Source organism: Opitutaceae bacterium TAV5 (genome assembly GCA_000242935.3).
Lineage (GTDB): Bacteria > Verrucomicrobiota > Verrucomicrobiia > Opitutales > Opitutaceae > Geminisphaera.
This window is the reverse complement of record CP007053.1, coordinates 3,461,739-3,481,965: the sequence shown is the minus strand read 5'-3', so window position 1 is coordinate 3,481,965 and position 20,227 is coordinate 3,461,739. Positions and strand designations below refer to the sequence as shown.

The 20,227-nt window shown below is 63.8% G+C and carries 14 protein-coding genes; 2 read left to right on the top strand and 12 right to left on the bottom strand.

From position 1 onward, the window contains the following. Nucleotides 1-786: 786 nt before the first annotated feature. The 4 genes from OPIT5_14940 to OPIT5_14925 form a co-directional block, all read right to left on the bottom strand. Nucleotides 787-1,998 (bottom strand): glycine/betaine ABC transporter ATP-binding protein, encoded by a 1,212-nt coding sequence (locus OPIT5_14940; protein ID AHF91316.1) that lies wholly within the window; start codon nt 1,996-1,998, stop codon nt 787-789. A 7-nt stretch (nt 1,999-2,005) separates the two neighbouring features. Beyond that, nucleotides 2,006-3,406: a hypothetical protein gene (locus OPIT5_14935; protein ID AHF91315.1), complete on the bottom strand. Its 1,401-nt coding sequence runs from the start codon at nt 3,404-3,406 to the stop codon at nt 2,006-2,008. Nucleotides 3,407-3,955: 549 nt separating this feature from the next. Beyond that, entirely contained in the window at nt 3,956-5,830 is a 1,875-nt protein-coding gene (locus OPIT5_14930; GenBank protein AHF91314.1) for a DNA ligase, read from the bottom strand. A gap of 3 nt (nt 5,831-5,833) precedes the next feature. Then, nucleotides 5,834-6,667 carry a hypothetical protein gene (locus OPIT5_14925; protein AHF91313.1) on the bottom strand — a complete coding sequence of 278 codons (834 nt, stop codon included), beginning with the start codon at nt 6,665-6,667 and terminating at the stop codon, nt 5,834-5,836. A gap of 302 nt (nt 6,668-6,969) precedes the next feature. Here OPIT5_14925 and OPIT5_14920 point away from each other — a divergent pair, with 302 nt between their 5' ends. After that, entirely contained in the window at nt 6,970-7,914 is a 945-nt protein-coding gene (locus tag OPIT5_14920) for a 4-diphosphocytidyl-2C-methyl-D-erythritol kinase (protein ID AHF91312.1), read from the top strand. Nucleotides 7,915-8,107: 193 nt separating this feature from the next. On the opposite strand, the gene OPIT5_14915 is transcribed toward OPIT5_14920, so the two are convergent. Next, on the bottom strand, nt 8,108-9,703 hold the full coding sequence (locus tag OPIT5_14915; GenBank protein AHF91311.1) for a phosphoglyceromutase: 1,596 nt from the start codon (nt 9,701-9,703) through the stop codon (nt 8,108-8,110). Between the two features lie 174 nt (nt 9,704-9,877). Between OPIT5_14915 and OPIT5_14910 the strand changes: the two genes are divergently transcribed. Then, entirely contained in the window at nt 9,878-10,192 is a 315-nt protein-coding gene (locus tag OPIT5_14910; GenBank protein ID AHF91310.1) for a hypothetical protein, read from the top strand. A gap of 21 nt (nt 10,193-10,213) precedes the next feature. On the opposite strand, the gene OPIT5_14905 is transcribed toward OPIT5_14910, so the two are convergent. The 7 genes from OPIT5_14905 to OPIT5_14875 form a co-directional block, all read right to left on the bottom strand. Next, nucleotides 10,214-11,140 carry an ROK family transcriptional regulator gene (locus OPIT5_14905; protein AHF91309.1) on the bottom strand — a complete coding sequence of 309 codons (927 nt, stop codon included), beginning with the start codon at nt 11,138-11,140 and terminating at the stop codon, nt 10,214-10,216. A 138-nt stretch (nt 11,141-11,278) separates the two neighbouring features. Then, a complete protein-coding gene (locus OPIT5_14900; GenBank protein AHF91308.1) occupies nt 11,279-13,144 on the bottom strand; it encodes a phosphomannose isomerase in 1,866 nt (621 codons plus the stop codon). Between the two features lie 319 nt (nt 13,145-13,463). Then, nucleotides 13,464-14,714: an Alginate lyase gene (locus OPIT5_14895; protein ID AHF91307.1), complete on the bottom strand. Its 1,251-nt coding sequence runs from the start codon at nt 14,712-14,714 to the stop codon at nt 13,464-13,466. Continuing rightward, the gene (locus OPIT5_14890) at nt 14,714-17,371 is read right to left on the bottom strand and encodes a heparinase (GenBank protein ID AHF91306.1); all 2,658 of its coding nucleotides are present in this window, start codon (nt 17,369-17,371) and stop codon (nt 14,714-14,716) included. Before OPIT5_14890 ends, OPIT5_14895 begins: the two co-directional genes overlap by 1 nt. Nucleotides 17,372-17,419: 48 nt before the next feature. After that, on the bottom strand, nt 17,420-18,079 hold the full coding sequence (locus tag OPIT5_14885; GenBank protein AHF91305.1) for an N-terminal cleavage protein: 660 nt from the start codon (nt 18,077-18,079) through the stop codon (nt 17,420-17,422). A gap of 130 nt (nt 18,080-18,209) precedes the next feature. Then, complete coding sequence (locus OPIT5_14880; protein ID AHF91304.1) at nt 18,210-19,085, bottom strand: anchor protein; 876 nt, start codon at nt 19,083-19,085, stop codon at nt 18,210-18,212. 216 nt (nt 19,086-19,301) lie between these two features. Continuing rightward, nucleotides 19,302-20,165, bottom strand: a complete 864-nt coding sequence (locus OPIT5_14875; GenBank protein ID AHF91303.1) for an AraC family transcriptional regulator — start codon at nt 20,163-20,165, stop codon at nt 19,302-19,304. Nucleotides 20,166-20,227 lie beyond the last annotated feature (62 nt).

Genomic DNA, 20,227 nt, shown 5'->3' with positions numbered 1-20,227 from the left:
AGAACTTCGGCCAGCCGCTCGTAGCTGCGCTGGTTGATGAAACGGTTCATCGGCTTCGGCTCCGTCAGGCGTTCCAGGTCGCGGATCAACCGCTTCGCCGGCGTGATGGCGGTGAGGGCTTGCAGGCGCAAGGCCTGCGCCTCCAGGTCCGCGAGCGTGTCCGCCGGCAGGAGACCGGATTCGGCAACGGCGGGTCCGGCGAGGGCGTCGACCGCGCTCCGCAGGCTCTCGTAGATGCGTTCGGTGTCGCCGCGGCGGGCGTTTTCGATGCGGCGGATGGCGTCGGTCGTTGCCTTGGCCGCCTGCGTGACGGCGGGGTCTTGCGACGCGGCGGGCGCGGCGGCAAGCGCGTCGGCGGCCGACCGGAGCAGGGCCACCGGCGCGTCCACGGGTTCGGCTTCCAGCAACTGCGCGAGCGCCCGGTAGTCTTCCTGCATTTGCGCGGCGATGTCCGGTGTCATGGGCCGGTTGATACTGGCCAGGCGCCAGGATTCGAGCCCGCCGAAGGCGAGCGCCGTGAGAACGAATGCCGGCACGAGCAGCTTGCGCCCCGCGCGCCGGCCCGCGCAGCGGCGCGCGAGGGCGGCCATGACGACGGCAACGACCAGCCCGAAGAGGACGGATGCGTAGAGGTGCCGGGGGTCGATCATCAGCGTGTTTTTGAGCGCGGTGATGACGAAGCCCAGCGTGCTGCTGACGGTGTCGAAGAACCCCTGGAAGGCGGCCTTCAGGAAAGTCACGAACTGCTCGAAGAATTTTCCGATCTGGAGAGGCGTCATATGTGGATTATCCGGCGATGGCGGCGAGGATGGCGGGACGGGTGACGATGCCCAGGAACTTCCCGTTTTCGTCGACGACGGGCAGGGGTACGTTGCTGCGCGAGGCTTCCGTGAGCAGCGCGGCGATGGGGGTGTCGACGCGCGCGACGTGGAAATCGCGTCTGAGGATGGGCTCGACGGTGTGCTTGTCGGTCTTGTCCTCCTCGATGGGCACCTTGCGGGTGCGGGCGGCGGTGTCGTCGACGGAGATCAGACCGAGGAAACGACGGTCCTCGTCCACGACGTAGAGCGTGGAGTAGTCGTGCTTGCGCATGACGCGCAGGGCCTGGTGCGGGCCGTAGGAGAGCGGAATGACGCCCTCGGTGTTCTTCATGATGGAGCCGGCGGTAATGACCTTCGTGCGGTCGACGTTCTCGACAAAACTGCGCACGTAGTCGTTGGCCGGATGGCTGAGGATGTTTTCGGGCGTGTCGATCTGGACGATCTCGCCGTCCTTCATGATGGCGATGCGGTGCCCGAGCTTGAGCGCCTCGTCGAGGTCGTGGGTGATGAAGATGATCGTGCGGTGCTGGCGCGCCTGGAGTTCGATCAGTTCGTTCTGGAGCTGGACGCGGATCAGCGGATCGAGCGCCGAGAAGGCCTCGTCCATCAGCAGGATTTCCGGGTCGTTGGCGAGAGCGCGGGCAAGGCCCACGCGCTGCTGCATGCCGCCGCTGAGCGCGCCCGGCATGCTGTTTTCGTAACCGCCGAGGCCCACGGTCAGGATCGCCTCCTTCGCCTTCGCGTAACGTTCCGCGAGAGGGATGCCCTGGATTTCCAGGCCGAAGGCGACGTTGTCCAGCACGGTGCGGTGGGGCAGCAGGCCGAAGCGCTGGAACACCATGCCGATCTTCTTGCGGCGAATCTCGCGCAGGCGTCTGGCGCTGACCTTCGTGATGTCTTCGCCGTTGATCAGTACCTGGCCGGAGGTGGGCGCGATCAGACGGTTGAGGCAACGGATCACGGTGGACTTGCCGCTGCCGGAAAGCCCCATGATGACGAAGATCTCCTTTTTCCTCACCTCGAAGGAGGCGTTGTTGATGCCGATCGTGCAGCCGGTTTTTTTGAGAATCTGCGCCTTGGAGAGACCCTGCTGGATGAGCGGGAGCGCGTGCTCCCGCGGACTCGGGCCAAAAATCTTGAAGAGATTCCTGACCTCTACGGAATGGGTATCGCTCACGGGAAGACTAGAAGTAGTAACCGAAGTTGATGTTGAACCGGGTCTGCCAGTCGTTGTCGGTGTTGGCACCGAAGTCTCCGGTGTCGCCGACGAAGAAGTTGCCGTTGGAGAAGGCCAGATCGGTGTAGATGTACCATCCGCCGCTGGCCCACGCCGCGCCGATGACGACCATGTCGCTGTTGTTGAAGCGGCTCTCGTCCTTGATGATGCTGCTGTATTCGACATAGGGCAGCACGTAGTCGAGCCACGGGATGTTTTTCGTCTCGATGCGATAGCCGAGCGATGCGGCGAGCACCCAGGCCTTCGCCGCCACATCTGCCGCGTAGTCGTAGGCGCCCATCGGGACGAGGTCGGCGCCCTTCAGCGAATATTCATAGCGCGTGGCCTGGGTGGCCAGCGTCCAGTTTCTGAATGTGTTCACCATGTGGACGGAGGCCGCGTAGTGATGGCCGTCGTCCGTGCCGCCCTTGCCGTCGAGGAGGCCGAATTGCGCGGAGGCTCCGAGGTCGGTGGTGATGCCGTCGCCGCCGTTGTCGAAGCGATAAACGGCGCGGAGGTTGAACCGGTTTCCCTCGTCGTAGCCGGTGCCGTCTTCCCGGCGGACTACGTCGTAGCTGTAGCGGGCGCTGTCGCGGCTGGCGCCGTTGCCGTTCCATTCGCTCCGGAGGAACCAGGCGGCATCGAGCGTGAGGTTGCCGAGCTTGCGGGTGTATTTGACGCCGAGATCCATGTCGTCCGAGAGGCCGACGTAGTAGTGCTGGTCAAAGAACCAGCTCTGCGAAACGCCGTAGGGGCCGGGGCCGAAGGGGGCGCGGGTGAGGCCGGCCTCCACGCGGTTCACCGCGTCCTCGTAGCCGAGCCACACGTGGTGGACGAAGTTGTAGCCGTCGTACCAGCGGTATTCGGCGGAGCCGATCAGGACGTTGTGTTCGATGTCGGCGTTGAGACGGAACGTATCCAGTTCAAAATTACCTCTGTCTCCGCCGCGCGACGGTCTGCCCTGGTCCGGATAATCGCCGATCGTGTAATTGGCGCGGATCGCGCCGCCGATGCGCAGGGGGCCGAAGCGGAGATCACGGTTTTCCGCCGGCTGCTTGTCCGGTGTTTCCGGAGGTTTCGCGGCGGCAGTATTTGCAGCGGCTGCGGTTGTCGGGGTGGCGGCTTCTCCCGTGGCACCGCCTGTGGAGCCGTTTGCACCGGGACTCCGGTTGCGGGCTCGCAGGGCGGTGAGCTGAGCCTGGGTCTGTTCGAGTTGGGCGGCCAGTTCGTGAACCTTCCGCTGCAGGGCCGCCTCGTCCTCCGGGATTGCGCCGGCGGTGGTGACCGGGCTTGCGGTCAGATTGCTGATCCCGAGCAGCAATCCGACGAAAATTGTCAGACAGGTTTTCAGTAGTTTCTTATCAATCATCAGTTGGAAGGACTATGCCGGAGGGCCGGTATCGATAGCCTGTTGCAAGTTTCCTTGGTTAATGTTGGTGGCGACTGGCCTGCGCGTTGTGCGCAAACCACAAAAAATCCGGACTCACCCGGGCATAATGCGGACTCGCTGCAAAGACGTAAAAATGTCGTCTGTAGTCCGGATTGATGCAGTCCTGGAGAAGCCAAAGGGAGGGTTTCTCCAGACAAAAAAGCCTCAAGGGAAGAGGTGTGAAGGATCGTTCCCCTGAAAAAGGGGAGCGTGATCGCGATCAATGCAAGGGAAAATCGTCCGCAGCCCTGTAACTTTTTTCCGAAGGGAACAACCAGGATCAGTCTTCCAGCCATCTGCCAACGCCAGGGATCATCACCCGCTTGTCGCGGAAAGCACCGGTTCCGCTTGTTCCACGCGCGGGCATTTCATATTCAAACAATGGATACATTACCGGGCATGCAAGGCGGATTCCTTACGCCGTCTGCCTGGAGCCTCCGCATGGTCACATTCCTGTCGTCAGCGAATCCAGCCACGCCCGTTTTCCTCTCAGGGGCCCACACCAAGCTGCCGCAGGTCGTCCATCAGGGCGCGATTCACCGGATCGTGGAGCCATGAATGGATCGCGGCGGCCGAGGAATCGCCGACACCGTTGGCGCTGGCAAGAGCAGCCGGGCTGGCCGATATCAGCGCATCCAGCGTGTCGAAGCGTTCCACCAGAGCACGGGCGGCGGCCGGGCCGACTTGCGGGATCGAAAGCGCCAGCACGAGGCGATCGAGCGGACGCCGCTTGCTGGCGGCGATCGCCAGGAGGAGTTTCTCCGCGCTTTTTCCGGAACCGAGATCGGCGGCTGTCAGCCGGTACAGATCGGCGGGCGATGCCACCCGCCCCGATGCCACCAGCCTGTCGATACGCGCCGCGCCGAGGCCGGGGATGTCCATGCAGGGTTTGCCCGCATACCAGGCGATCCGCTGGCGAAGCCGCCCCGGACATGCCGACGACGGACACCGCCAGGCGGCCTCGCCGGCGACTCTTTCGAGCCTGTCTCCGGAAAACGGACATGTATCCGGAAACAGATACGGAACCGTTTTCTCCGGACGGGCCTCGGGGACGACCTCGACGATGCGCGGAATCACGTCGCCCGCTCGTTCGAGGACAACCGTGTCGCCGACGCGCAGGTCGAGGCGGGCGATTTCGTCGGCATTGTGCAGCGTGGCCCGGGCGATGGTCGCGCCGCCGACCGCGACCGGCTCCAGCTCCGCCACGGGCGTGAGCACGCCGGTCCGGCCGATTTGCAGCGTGATGGCACGGAGCCGGGTTTCGACGCGGGTCGTACCGAACTTGCAGGCAATGGCCCAGCGCGGAGCGAAACCGGTGGCGCCGAGGAGGGTCCGGACGGCGAACGCGTCCACCTTGACCACCACGCCGTCGGTCGGCCAGGGAAGCTCTCCGCGGGTGCGAGCCTGCCCCAGGCGTCGCACGGCGGCGAGGATCTCGTCCGGCGTGAGCGCGAGTTGCCAGTGGCCGATCACCGGCAATCCCCAGACCCCCAGCCGGGCGAGAAGCGCCGACTGGGTTTCGACAACCGGCGCCGGCTCCATCGCACCGATGCCATAGCACACGAGCGTCAGCCGCCGGCGGGCCACTTCGGCGGGATCGCGGAGCTTGATCGAGCCGGCCGCGAGGTTGCGCGGACTGGCATGCGGGGCGAGACCGGCGGCGATGCGCTGCCGGTTGAGTTCGGCAAAGTCGCCGGGCGTGATGCAGATTTCGCCGCGCACCTCGACCCGGGCGGGCGGCGCCTCTCCGTCTCCGGAGCGGAGGACAGGCGGAATGCCCGGGATGGCGAGAACGTTGGCGGTGACGTCGTCGCCGATCAGGCCGTTGCCGCGTGTGGCGGCGCGGACGAGCCGGCCGTTTTCATAGACGAGACTGATCGCGACGCCGTCGATCTTGGGCTCGACCGTGCAGGCAAGCGCGTGCTCGCCGGCCACTCCGGCGACGCGCCCGAGAAAGCGCCGCAGCGTGGCTTCGTCGTAGGCCTTTTCCAGACCCGGCATCGGCGCGCGGTGCCGCCACGGAGCGAACCTCGCCTCCGGCACGCGATCGTCCCCCACGGTTTCGCCGGCCGGCGCCCCGCCGCCTGCCGCTGCCGCCGCATCGGGAAACCGGCGTTCGAGCGCGGCCAGTTCGCGCTTGAGGCGGTCGTAGGCCTCGTCGCTGATTTCCGGAGCGGCCTTCCGGTAATAAAGATCGTCGTGACGGGCGATCTCCGTCCGAAGAAAATCGATACGGGCGCGGGCTTCGGTGTCGGTCGACGCCGCGTCACCACCGGCCCGGACGGTGGACGCCGGTCCGGCTCCGGGAGCGGCCGGAGCGAGGCATCCGAGCAGGAGAACGATGGCGGGTATGAGGCGGTTCATAAATCACTGGCCGTAGTTTTTCCACGTGCCGCCGAAGGGGGAACGCGGATCGGGCAGGTGGGCGTTGTCCACCCAGTTGACGATCGCGGTGTCGGAGCCGGCCGTCGCGATGACTTCGCGGTGGCTGCGGATGCGCACCACCCAGTGCAGGGGACGCTTGCCGGCGCGCGAGGCGGGCGGGATGACCAGACGGCGGTCCAGCAGGGGCGCCTTCGGTGCGCACCACACGGCAGTGGATGCGCCGAGCGGCAACGCCAGCAAGTCGACACGCCGGACGGCCACCTTGAACGTCGCGCCTTCCGCATGCAGAAAGATGCACTCCAGCTCCACCGGCACGTCGCCCGCGCCGCCGGTCGTGCGGCGCAGCTCGATGCGAAGGGCGGTATCCGTGGCAGAAACATAATCGTCACGGCGCACTTGCAGCCAGACGGCGCGGCGTACGAGTTTCTCGCCTCCGTAAACCGAAATGGCCCGGCCGGGCTTGAGCGGCGGGCCCTCCGCGAGCAGCCACGGCAGATCAACGCTTCCCCACGGTACAAAACGCCCGGCAGGCACCGGGTCAGATCCTGTCGCCTCGCCGGCAGGCAGGCGCGCTGGCGGAAGGACCAGGAATCCGTCCGCGAAAAGCTGCGTGACGGCGTGGCTCTCGCTCTCTCCCGAACGCATGCGCAGCCCGACCACGGCCGGCGCGTCCGGGGAAGGCGCCAGCGCCTTGCGACGTCCACTCGCGGTGGCAGCCTCCGCGGCAGAGGCGGGGAACGCCACGCCGGTGGCAGCCAGCGACAGCAGCGCGCCCACGAGAATCGGCATGAGGGAAACAAAGCCGGAGGGATTCATGAGTCGGTCCATTCATACCTGTTGATAACGGGCCTTGGCAAGGTTACGCTCGGGCTGCGGCCCATAATCCTGAAAACCGCAGTCGGGAGAACCGCTAAAGAACGCTAAACGACGCTAAAGAAATAGCTCACGGAATAAAATGAACACGCAATGGCTTCATCTGACATGACGGTCCCGGATTTCCGATTCATTCATTGTCTTGTTCATTTTTAGCGTTCTTTAGCGGTTCAAACTGCTGATTCGCCAACTACCGGGGCGCGTGCCACAAACCGGGCTGGCTCCGCCCGCGGGAAATCCGTTGCATGCCGGCCGTGCGCACCACTGTTTTCAGCCCGGCCAAGATCAACCTGTTTCTCGCCATCACCGGACGGCGTCCGGACGGGTTTCACGATCTCGTCTCGGTCGTCGCCCCGCTCGCGTTCGGCGACACGCTGCATGCGGAGCTGACGGACGCCGCCGCGATGTCGCCTGCCGATGCCGGCACGCCCCCGCCGCCGCCGCGCTTTTCCCTTTCATGCGATGTCGCCGGCGTGCCGGTCGATGACAGCAACCTCATCCTCCGCGCCGCGCGCCTGTTCGCCGGAGCGGCCGGCATAAAATGCGGCGCGCATTTTACGCTCGAAAAACGCACCCCCGTCGGCGCCGGCCTCGGCGGCGGCAGCAGCAACGCCGTCGCGGCGCTCCGCGCGCTCAACGCTCTGGCCGGCAATCCGCTCTCCGCCGGCACGCTCGCAACGCTGGCCGCGCAACTCGGTTCCGATTGTCCGCTGTTTTTGCACGAGGGCCCGGTCATCATGCGCGGTCGCGGCGAGCAGGTGACTCCGCTCCCGTCAACCGCCGCGGCGCGGCTGCGCGGGCAACGCCTGCTCGTGTTCAAACCCCCTTTCGGCGTTTCCACCGCCTGGGCCTATCGCCGGATGGCCGACCGCGGCACTCTCTACCTGCCCGCCGTCACCGCGGAAGCGAAGATCGCCGCCTGGCTCGCCAGCGAACATGCGCCGGCCGCCGATCTGCTTTTCAACAACATGGAGGCGGTAGCCTTTGAAAAACACCTTGCCCTCCCGGCGCTGCTCGCGCGTCTGCGCGAACGGCACGGTTGCACCGCCGTCCGGATGAGCGGCAGCGGCAGCGCCTGCTTCGCGCTGCTGGCGGAAACCGGCACGGCTGCGGCTATCGCCGCCCTCACCGAAACAATCCGCGACGCGTGGGGAGCGGAGGCGTTTGTCGCGGAGACGACGATCGCATAGGAGCGGCGGCATTTTTCCGCCAATCCCGCCGCTTTGCCGGACGGAGCATCCTGATACCTGAAAACATCCCGTGACACAGAATGTGTCACGACTTCGTGCTGTTTTTCCCGGCAAACGTGGCGAGGCGCATTGCGCCTCGTCGCAGCGGCAGGAATGCCGCCGCTCCGGGCAGGCGCGCGCGAGCCACTCGCGCTCAGCCGAGGATCAGGCTCTCGCCGGTCATCTCGGCAGGCTTGGGCAGGCCCATCAGCGCGAGCACCGTCGGGGCGATGTCCGCGAGGCGGCCGCCTTCGCGCATCTTCGTCTTCCCGGCGACGAGGCCCTCGCCCACCGTGAACACCTCGACGAGGTTGAGCGTGTGCGCGGTGTGCGGGCCGTGAACGGTGTCGTCCCACATCTGTTCGCAGTTGCCGTGATCGGCGCAAACCACCGCCTTGCCGCCCACCTGTCTGATCGCGGCGAGCAGTTCGCCGACGCCGGCATCGGTCGCCTCGCAAGCCTTGATCGCGGCAGGCAGCGAACCGGTGTGGCCGACCATGTCGGGGTTGGCGTAGTTGACGGCGATGAAACCGTACTTGCCGGAGAGGATCGCCTCCTTCGAGAGGCGCGTCACCTCGGCGGCGGACATCTCCGGTTGCATGTCGTAGGTCGGCACCTTCGGGCTGGCGGGGCAGGCGCGGTCTTCACCCGGGAAGGGCTCGGCGCGGTAATTGTTGAAGAAAAAGGTGACGTGCGGATTTTTCTCCGTCTCGGCGCAGCGGAACTGCGCGATGCCGGCGTCGGCGACGACCTGCCCGAGGATGTTTTTCAACTTTTCGGGCTTGGGCGAGATGACGTGCACCGGGAGGCCCGCCTCGTACTCGGTCATCGTGGCGTAGTAGAGGTCGAGTTTTTTGCCCCGGTCGAAGCCCTCGAAGTTATCGTAAACAAACGCCTTGGTGATCTCGCGCGGGCGATCGCCGCGGTAGTTGTAAAACAATACGGAGTCGCCGTCGGCAAAGGTCGCCACGGGTTTGCCGTCGGCGCCGGTGATCCACGTGGGGGCCACGAACTCGTCGCCCTTCTGGGTGTCGCTGGCGGGGTGGTCGTAGTAATGCCGGATGGCGGTGGCGGCGTCGGGCGCGGTGGCCTCGGCCTTCTTGCCGGTGAGCATGTTGTAGGCCCTGGAAACGCGGTCCCAGCGGTTGTCGCGGTCCATCACCCAGAAACGGCCGCAGACGCTGGCGATCCTGCCGATGCCGAGTTCGCGGCATTGGGCGTCCACCTGCTCCACGTAACCGACGCCGCTGGAGGGGGGCGTGTCGCGTCCATCGGTGAAAGCGTGGATAAAAACGCGGTCGGCGGGCACGCCGTCGGCCTTGGCCTGGGCGAGGAGTCCGTAAAGGTGCTCGAGCATGCCGTGGACGCCGGCGTCGGACACGATGCCCATGAGGTGGAGTCTGGCAGACGGGTTTTTCTTCACGCGGTCGATGGCAGCGAGCCAGACCGGGTTGGCGGCGAGTTTTTTCTCGGAAAACAGCTTGTTGAGGCGGACCAGTTCCTGGTCGACGATGCGGCCGGCGCCGATGTTTTCGTGGCCGACCTCGCTGTTGCCCATGATGCCGTCGGGCAGGCCGACATCAAGGCCGGACGCCTTGACGAGGGCATACGGGTACGTGGCGTGGAGCATGTCGTCGGTCGGCTTGTGCGCGAGGTTGACGGCGTTGGACTTGGCCTGTTCGGGATGGGGATTGCGGCCCCAGCCGTCGCGGATGACAAGGAGGACGGGTTTACGTGTGGTCGTGCTCATAGGTGGATCGGAAAAGATCGGTAAAAATTGTGGAAGCTGCCATTCATGACGGGGCAAGGGCGGGGGCGGAAGGCTATTTTCGACGCAGATTTTGCCAAGGAGCCGCCGGGGGCCGGGGCCGGAAAAATTGCGCGGCCGGACTTGGCAGGAATGCTGCTAGGAACAGCTTTCCGTATGACGCTTATCATCCGGGACTCATTGGTAAATCCGCCAACGTGGTTCGCGTCCTTTCGCGATCTCACGCTCTACTGCAACGTTTTCCTCAAGGATGACATTGTCATCGAATCGGAAGACCCCGATCCCTACGTGCGCTGGATGCGGCCGCGCGGGGGCATGGATTTTGTCGAGGACTTTGTCCGCCCCGGCAGCGAGGACGGCGTGCGGCTCGATACGGAGCACAATTACCCGCGCTCGGTCATCACCGACCGGATCGCGCCGGAAAACGTCCATCGCCTCATCGGCATGATCCGCGGTTGCCGCGGTCTGTAACCGCACGAAACACGCCGTCACTCAGCCGGCGGCAGCCATCGCCGCACCGTACAGGCCCGCGGTATCGATGTGCCGCGCCACGGTGACGAGGCGCAGCGAACCACATCCGGCGAGGGCGTCGCGCAACGCAGGGCCGAAAAGCGGAAATGCTCTGGCGATCTGCCCGCCAGCCACAAGGCATGTCGCGGAAAGCTCGTCAACGACCGGGCGCAGTGTTTCGCCGAGCGCACGGCCCGCGTCGTCAAACGCGGCCCGGGCGGCGGGATCCTGCCGGGTGATGGCGAGCGAGGCGATTTCAGCGACGTCGAGGCCGGGCGGTGCGCCTTGCCCTGCGTGTTCGCGATAGAGACGGATGATGCCGCGACGCGAAACGTAATCCTCCAGGAGGCCGTCGCGGTACGGTTTCCGAAAAAGGCTGACCAGCGGGCCGCCGGAGCCGTTGTCACGGATTGCGCCGTCGATGATACAACCGAAACCGACGCCGGTGCCGAGCGTGACGCCGATCACGCGCTCATGGCCGCACGCCGCTCCGCGCCCGTGTTCGCCGATAATGAAGGCGTGGGCGTCGTGGATGAACCGGAGCGGGATGTCGCCTATTTCCGGATACAACTCTCCCAGCGCGCGGCGAAGGTCGAGACCGCGGATTGCCTGGAACTTGTGCGTCATGAGGCTGGTGTGCCGGGCGTAGTCGAAGGGCCCGGGCGTGGATACGCCAATGGCGGCAATGCGACGAGCGGGCGTGGAAGCGGCGGCAGCGGCAAAGGCTGCCTTGAAGACTGAAACCCAGGCGGCAAGGATGCCGCTGGCGGGGCCTTGCGAATCGACAGGGACAGTGTGCTGCGTGCCGACGAGGATTTCGCCGTCGGGAGCAACGAGAGCGGATTTGAAAAACGTGCCGCCGGCGTCGATGGCCAGGATGCAGGGAGCGCTTTTGAGAGAAACCGTCATCGGGAGATATCTGATTTCAACCACAGAGACACAGAGGCACAGAGAAAGCACCGAGTGCAATCATGAGATACAAACGCTTCTTCTCCTCTGTGGTTTGTTTCTCTGTGTCTCCGTGTCTCTGTGGTTAATCTTCTACCCTTATTTCAGGAGGGTCTTGTGGACGACCACCGGTTGTTTGCCGGGATTGCGGATCGTGTAGGGACCGATGTTCGCCGGCACGACGACGATGTCGAGGTAGCTGGCATGGTAACAGCGCGCCGGGTCGGATTGCGAGGCGATGACAATCGCCTCGCCGTCCACGAGAGCGAGGACGTGGAAAACGCCGCGGGTGTTGTCCGGCGCTTGCCGGAAAGGCGCGATGTCGATGCGGCGGAGACTGAAATAAACGTCTTCGTGTTCGCCGACGAGCCACTCGCTCCAGCCCTCCGCTTCGGACTCACCCTTGCGCAGGAGTTTCGGCTCGGGAACGAGTTCGCGTTCGACCTGCGGTGCGACGCGGCGCGGATCGAGGACGTTTTCGCCATGATACGTATGGATCGGACGCGGGTTGCCGTCGAGATCGGCGCGCAGGTAGTCGTAAAGTTTGTACGTGTAGGAGCCGACCGTGAGGCTGCCGATCTCCAGCACGACCTGGTTCTGGCCCGAGGCGTGGATCGTGCCGCCGGGCAAGACAAGTTGCGTGCCCGGACGCGACGGTACGGCATGAACGAAGGCGTCGTGGTCCATCGGCGTTTTTTCGGCCTCGGAACGGCGGGCCTCGCGCATGAATGCCTCCTTCGTGACCCCCTCCCTGAATCCGAGATACGTCTTCGCGCCATGGCCGGTGGCGACGACGTAATAACTTTCGTCCTGCTGGCCGTGTTCGCCGTTTTGGTCGATGCAGTATTCGCGGGTCGGATGCACCTGGATCGACATGTTGCCGCTGGCATGCCAGGTGTCGTCGTAGTTGAAACGGATCGGGAAATATCCGCCGAAGCGTTTCACGGTCTCCGGGCCCATGAGCGCCTCGCCTTCTTTCTGGACGAAGGTGAAATAGGGTAACTCGATCTGGCGACCGGCGGCCGTTTCCACGACGATGCTGACTTCGAGCGGAATGAGATCGAAGACCCATGCAACCTTCACCATGTCCGCGGGGAGGTTGCGGATGCGCTGCACGAAGGAGCCGCCCCACACGCCTTCGATATAGACGGGACGGCAGCGGAAGGGCTGCCGGGCAAGCGAGGCCAGGGTAGCGTCGAGCGCGGCGCGGGGAAGGAGCGTGCATTCGCCGGCAGCGTTGCGGGCGATGTAGAACCGGAATGCGCCGGATTTTTCGTGCAGCAGCTCCCTGCGTAGTGCTCCGGCAACTTCAAAGTCCACATAATAGAGCCGGCGCAGCAGTTCCTTGAACGGACGCGGGTGGGTGTCCCCGATATTGGCGACGAGCCCGGCCTTGGCACGGAGGATGACGCGCTTCGGGGTCACGTCGAAATAGAGGATCGCGTCGTAGAGATCGCGGAGCGGCGCGGCGGTGCAACCGCAGCCGTAAACAAACAGGATGCCGTCGGTCGCTGAAGTGACGCTCTTGCGCACCCGGTCCACTGCGTCGTCGTCGAAGAGGTCTTCGAATCTCCCGTGAAAGCGTTTTCCGAAAAGCAGCACGGGATCCTGCACGCGATCGGTCGGCAGGTGGCCGGCCAGCTCGGCATCGAGAACGTGGGCCGGTTTGTAGAGGCCGCCGGTCGCGGCGGCGTTGATCGCAGTGGCACCCACCCCCTTGAGCGTGAGTTGCTGAAGCGTGAGGTTGAGTACATCGTCGAACCCGGCGCCGATGTAGCCCTCGAATGCAATGACCTGTTTTCTCCTCGTGGCAACGTGCGCGGCGAAGTGATTGGCAAGATGGACGGCAACCTCACGCGTTCCGTGAACGAGCGAGTCATCGACGCCGTCAGGCAGAGCGAGCCGATTGATCGCGTTGGGGTCGTCGTAAGGGTGCGGATTGAACATGAAACTCATGATGCCCATGACTACCGCACGGGCCTCCGGAGGGGACAAGGACGGTGCTTGATAACACGTTATTATCGTCGTCAGTTTCCATGAACGGTATCCGGTTTTCAGCAACAACATGACATCCATGCTGCCCAAGGAAGGCGCACGGGGTAATCGGAAGAGAGGGAAGCCGGATTGGCAGAAAAAGTGGCACGGGCATCCTTGCCCGTGGACGGCGCGAAGCGCCGCCTTCCGGAACACGGGCTGGAAGCCCGTGCCACGCCGGAATCATGGGCAGGATGCCCATGCCACCACCCCTTCCTTTCTGCCCGGGGGGGCAATTCCCCTTCGGGCTTCAAGAGCCTGCCGGAAGATAGCGCAGACGCCCCTGAAGAGAATTTCTGCTGCCGGTCTTGTCGATGAGGTATCTTGCCGCCTTGCCGAGTTCCGGAGTCCGGTAAACGTCCGCGGCCCCGCGCATCAACGGGAGAGCCGCGGCCTCGATCGCATTCATCTTGTCGAGATGCTTCCTCGGCCAGGGTTTGGCTCCCGTCAGATAAGGGATGAGCCGGTTAAAAGCGGTTTCAATCCCTCGTCCGTCGGATGTCCTGTAATGCCAGAGGTCGTCACCGACGGCATCACCGCAGCGAGCCAGCGTCACAAAGGCGCGCAAACCGTAGAGTGAATACCAGAAAGAGCGGTTGCGGACGAGTTCGCGCGGGAGTGTGCCATCCGGGGCGATCTGGGCAGCGATGAGGCGGCGGGCGTGTTCGAGCGTCCGGGTGAGGCGGCCGGTATCTCCGGCGTAGAGCGAGAACGCGGCGACCTGGGCCGCATGCCAGGCGCCATGGTTGTTGGATTCGGCGGCTTCCTTGCGACCGAAGGGACTTTCGACCAGCCAGGTGGTGAAGTCGGAGAACCAGCGGCGGAGAGCGGCGTCGTCTGCGGGAGTCCAGTGGCGGGAAGCGGCGATGAGCTTGACGGAATCGAGCATGCGGATGAAGTCCACACCTTCGATGATCCCGATGGGCATTCCGTCGTGAACACCGGGCTGGGCGGAGGAGTAGTCGAGATTCGGATTCATGCGTGTGGCGGGATCGATGAACCACACGCGAAGCAGTTCAGCCGCTTTGGCGGCGTGGCGCTCGTCACGCGAATAAAAGAAGGCCAGGCCGAGAGTGGCGATGCGTGTGCGCATTTCGCCGAGACGCCGCCGGTCGTAATCGGGTCCCCACGCATCGGGATTGGAGTAGCCGTCGCGGCGTATCCAGGGCATGCCGTCGGAGGTATCGGGATTGGGCCATGCGTATTTTCCGGTCGCGTAAAAGTCGTGACGGTCGCCGGAGGGAGGCAACGAGGTTTTCTCCATGACAGACCCGGCGGGTAACGGAAGGAGCCCGTCGGCTTTCCTGACAAGGACCGAGCGGGCTGCCGCCAGCGCAGCGGGCGGAGAGGGAGAGTCGAGTTCGGCGCGGATGGCCAGAAGTCCGGCGTAATCGAGCTCCACGAGCACGGGAGCGGAAGACGATGGAGGCATGGCGGCGGACGCCATGAGGGCGGAAGCAACGAGGACCAGCGGAAGAAGGGCGCGGGCGGCAGGAATCATCATTCGGGAATAAATTCGGTGGTGAACGTGGCGGATCGGGCAGGGCCGGTTTTTTCGATATAGAAACCGCAACGGTGGCCGGGCGGGGCGTCGGGCGTGTCGGCATGGACGAGGATAAATTTCCCTGTCGTAGAGAATCGGATACTCATGCGGCGTCCGCCCGCGAGTGTCACGGAGAGGGTGGCGGTATCGGAAAAGGTAGCGGCCCGGATGTCGTTCCACTGCCGGAAGGGTTCGGAATGAGCGGAGAGAAACGCATCGCGATCGACGGGTGCAAAGGCATCGGAAAGGTGCGGCGTTCCTTGCAGGTGAAGCGCAAGGCCCAGGCATGCATCGGGGGTGAGCGGATCGGTCAGCGCAACGGTGACTTCATCGACGAGGCGGGCATCCGCGCCCTCGCCGTCGATGCGCAGGGTCCGGGCGGCGGATGCATCGGGACGGTAGCGGGGCTGGGCCGCGATGACAATGGCGCGGGCCGGATCAAAGAGCAGGAGTTTGCCCGGGTCGGCAGGGGTCTGGCCTTCGCCGTTGACCAGGGGCACATTGTGACAGAGACCGCGCGTATAATATCCGCGGTAAAGCGGCGATCCGTAGCCCACCGTGCCCGGATCATGGGTGACATCGACGCCATCGAGGCTGGCGGACCAGTTGAGGGCTTCGGCCTGGGCATGCGAGCTGGCGATCTGGCCGTAATGAAAAAAGACTTGCCACGGGCCTCGCCGGAGAAGGGCAAAACGGGTGGACTCCATCGATCGCGAAACGACCGGAGGCAGTTCGGGAAGCGGCGCACCGGAATCCGCAGCCTCCTTCTTCACCTCCGTGACGAGGGAAATGGCTTCGGGCGGATCCAGCAGGGTGCTCCAGCCCATCGCCGTGTTTTGCCGGCGCTGTTCCTGGAGCCGGGCGATTCCCCATACCGTCGGAAGAACGCGGTATCCATCCTTCAACCACGGAGAGGGAGCGCGCAGGATTTGCGTGGAGTCAGCCGGATTGGGGAGGACGCCATCCGGGAAGCGGATCATGAGCGGGGCGAGCATGAGGTTCTGGATCATGGCGGCCTCCTCCCGCAGGAGATGACCCTTGCCCAGGAGCCCGGCGAAGAGCAGGAGCGGATGCGTGGCGTTTATGATGAAGTTGTTATAATCCAGCGACTGCTCGTACCAGAAATAGTCGGAGGTCACGCCGCGGCGGAATTGTTCGCGCAGACCCCAGGGACCTTCAAGCGCCCGGCGCCACATCGCGTCGTCGTCGAACAGGAGCGCCACACGGGCTTCGGTGGCCCGGTGCCATACTCCCTTGTTGTGGATAACCTGATAGTTGCCCGAAAGCATGTCGGCTTGCGGCCTGAAAAACTGCTCGAACCACATGCGGCGGCGTTCCGGCGTGAGGCCGGGATAACCGTCGAGAAGCCGGACCGTCTCGGTGAGACCACTGACCCAGAGGGTGTCATCGAGAGCCTGGTAGCCGAGACGGGAGTGTTCGTGGATATTGGGATGGAGGGGCCAGTTGGGAAGGTTTTGCGCGTAGTAGTCGATCTGGGCGGCCGCCCAGGATGCATAACGTTCCTCGCCGGTGATGCGGTAGAGACGGGCCGCTTCGGTCGCCTTGCCGACGTGGCGTGAGCGGAAACCGAATACCCATGCGTTGAGGAGAGCGGGCGTCACCTTCACCTCGTGACCGGAGCGGCTTCGGAACGTGTCGGTCTCTTCTCCCGGAATCCGGTCTTCCCATACGAGGAACGAACTGTCGCGCGGACTGATGAAGGCGTGGTAATAGCCGGCGCGCCAGTCGGCGCGGTCATGCGGATGGCGGGTCATCCATGCGTCGGTCTCACGCCGGCCGGAGGCGAGCCACTTTTTCCAGTGCGGGTCGGTCGCCACGAGACGTCGGGCATTCTCCCAGTCCTCGCGCGGCGTCCGGAGAGGCGAGCCGTCAGTCCCGGGGAGTTTCAGAGGCAGATGGCCGTCCGTGAAGGCCTTTTCGGGAAAGGGTTTGGGAAAAGCAGGCAGACGGCGGGCTTCGGACATCCATTCCGGAATGGAGTAACTGACGGCCTGCTGCTGGCGCAACGCCTCGCCTCCGGCAGAGGCGGGAACCCGGGTGAGGGTGAAATCGTCAAGCCAGGCGAGAACGGTGTTGGGAACGTAGGAACGGATCCAGAGGGTGGCGTGGGTGGCCCCTTCGGGCGCCGTGGCATGGAGGATGCGCTTTCCCCAAGCGTACTGAAGGGCGGGAAGGCTGCACTGGTATTTGTGTTCGGGGGACATGTGCTTGCCCGCGGCGTCCACAAAGATCATGTGTACGGACAAGCCTGAACCCTCGACATTGCGCCCCCAAAAAGTGACTTCGTAAGTGGCGCCGGGGGCAATGCGGAACCGGTTCAGATAAAGGCTGCTTCCGGATTTTGTATCCCTGTCATAGATACGAAGTCCGCACTTTCCGGTGCGGGCGGCTTCGGGCGAAGCCGTGCTGCGACCTTGGTCGGATGCGGAAACGAACCACCCTTTCAATCCCTCTTCAAATCCCGGGTTGGGCAGGGCAACTGGCTGGGCGCACAGCGTGGCGCCAAGACCGGCGGTGAAAGCAAGCGCAGCAACAAGCGCGGGAAGGCGAATCGCAAATGACATGGCAAGGGCAGGCAAGCGACCACGAGGCATCGCGTTCGTATTCGATAAAATGTGACAGATTCAGGAGGGACGATGGTGTCAGTTGGTCAACTTGAAACGCGGATCGCTTCCCGGAATGATTCCCTGGATGGATTCGATGTGACCATCGACAAAGAGATAGTTGGCACGGTCGCCGGGATGGCGACGCACGACGTCGGCAGAGCCTCCGGTTTCTCCGTTTCGGTCAACTTCGATGACGAGGAAGTTTTTCGAAGGCGTCGCGATCGCGCTGCGTTGATAGGCGAGAGCAGTATTATCACCTGGCTGACGGATTTGCGTGTTGTACGCGTAGGATTGATTGCGCTCGGTCGCAGGCGGATTCAGATCGGGCCATCGCCAGGCAGGGCAGACAAGAACACCGACGTTTTTGGTTTCATCAAGTGTAACCCCGATCCGTCCGTCTGCGATGCCGATGTAAGGAGCGAGCTGCATCATCCAGGTTTTTTCGTAGTTGGGATTGGTCTGGGTTGTACCGTCATGATAACGCATCGGAAACATTCCTTTGCTTTCGTCGGCAAAGAGATTGAAAGCGGTGCCGAGTTGTCGGAGATGCGAAACGCATTGCGCGGCGCGGGCCGATTGCCGCACGCGCCCGACCGTGGGAATGATGATCGCAGCCAGGATGCCAATGATGGCAATGACCGTAAGCAACTCGATCAGCGTGAAAGCACGAGGGGGCAGGTGGAGGTGTTTTTTCATAACGGCAGGATTGAAAGGTCGGGTGACAACAGGGGACAAGCATTCTGATCGATAACACGTTATGCCCGGCAATGAAGATCGCAGGCGCACGCAGATGCACAATCAGAAGCAGGAAAAATGCCTCTGCGGATCATGGATGTTTCCGGAATTTGCGAAGCATCGCCGCAAGGACGACAACCGAGGCTCCGGCAAGGAGGGTCCATGTGGAAGGCTCCGGGATGGTCGAGCCGGCGGTGAAATCGACGGAGAGGTTGGAAAAATTGATGTCGGAACGCTCAGTACCGTTGATGATGAGGAAGGAGAAGGCGTTGAAGGTCGTGAAGGGAGTCGCGTCATCGATGATGCTGGTGGCGGTGACGCTGCCGATTTGCGAGGTGACGGCGACGCGATTGCCGGAGAGCAGCTCGATCGTGAAGGAGCCGGTGTATGCGACGCCGTTGGCAGGCGTGAAGGTGAAGTTCGACGAATCCTGATCGCCGACCAGAGGAGACACCGTGCCGGTGGACCACAGGACGTCGTTCGTCCCCGTGCGCTCGCGTATTCCATTGCCGCTGTTGCTGGCTCCGTAGTCTGCGCGATAGCCGGTCGCGTTGCCAAAGCCATTGGTCGTGCCGGTCGTGTTGAAAAGTCCGAAGCGCAGGGTTTGCCCGATGTCGGTGCGAAGATTGGTGATCGTGGCGGTGAAGCTGAGGCTGAGCGTGTCGCCGACAGTGGTAAGCGACCGGGAGTTGAATTTGCCGACAAAATAATCGAGCGTGTTGGCAGTCGTCACGCCGTTCTGGAACTGGAGTTTGGTGTGGGGCACGGGAATGGGGTTGCTGCCACCGTAGAAAAACTTCCCGCTCCCTGTACCACCGGCGCCGGTACCGCTGCCGCCGGCGGCAAAGATGTCCGTGCCTTCCGTGGCGGTTGTCCAGTCGAAGAGCTGTTCGGCGCGGGCGGTGCAGGCGAGGGCGCCTGTCAGGATGATGGCGAGGGATGCAGTTTTGAGGAGCGGGTTATTCATGGCAATATGTTGGAGTGGTGATTGGCGGGTTGTCGTCCGGAGTGTCTGCGGGAGGTGTATCGCCGCGGATCGTTCCACCGACGGGAACAGAAATCTGGGCCGCCTGGCTTGACGCCTCCAGCCGAAGTCCATGCACAGGGGGAATGAAGATATGGAGAAAACTCCGATAGAGGTGCGCCCGGAGAGGGAAGCGCCGCCGTGTGATGCCGGTTACGTCTACTTGCGGAGCGCGGTGGGGGCGACGTCCCAGTGTTCGTGGAAGCGACGGGAAAAATAGAGCGGGTCGCTGAACCCCACACGAGCCGCGATCTCCTTGATGCTCAAGGTGGTGGTCTGGAGAAGGGTCATGGCTTCGCGCATCCTCAGTTGTAACAGATGCGCAGATACACTGTGCCCGGCATAGCGGCTGAACAGGAGCCGGAAATGGTTCGGACTCACGTCGAGGATCTCGGCGTGGAGGAGTTTTATCGCGTCGGGACGGCGAAAGTTTTCTTCCAGCCAGGTCAGACCGCGCCGCACGGAGGGATGCACGCGACGGCGGCTGGCAGAACCGGCCGGGGCCTGATCTTTGGCCGGGTCCCAGGGGCGGGCGGAGACCCAGAAACGCACCATGCTGGCCTTGAGTTCGCCTTCGAGTTGCAGGGCGATTTCACGAGGAAGCGCAGGATCGCCATGCGGGCTGGCACGCATGTATCCGGGAAAAGTCCAGAGGCGAAGCATGCGAAGCAGTGACGCCTTTTCGAGGCTGCGTCTGCTGTCATCGGCGAGGTAGAGCGTGCCGGTGCCGGGATCGAAGCCGGGGGCATCGAACTGACACCAGACGAGTTCGCAGACTTCGCCTTCGGGTACACGCCAGTAGCGGTGAGCGTGGCGGGGGACAAAAAAGATGGCACCCTCGTCGAGCCGGGCGTCATTGCCGTCGATCGTGTAGGTGAGGCTGCCTTTGAGAATGCGGATGTAGCGGTGGGAAACGAGGTGCTCGTCACGCGTGCGGTGGCCGCTGAACGTTTCGCGACAGGTGCAGATAATCTGGAGCGGGGCGCGGAGGAGGTGTTCGAGCTGGTCGAGCGGGAAAAGCATGTGCCGGGTCTAGAGGCGCGGGACAGTTTTGCAACCGGGAGGAAGGAGGGAACCGCGATTCG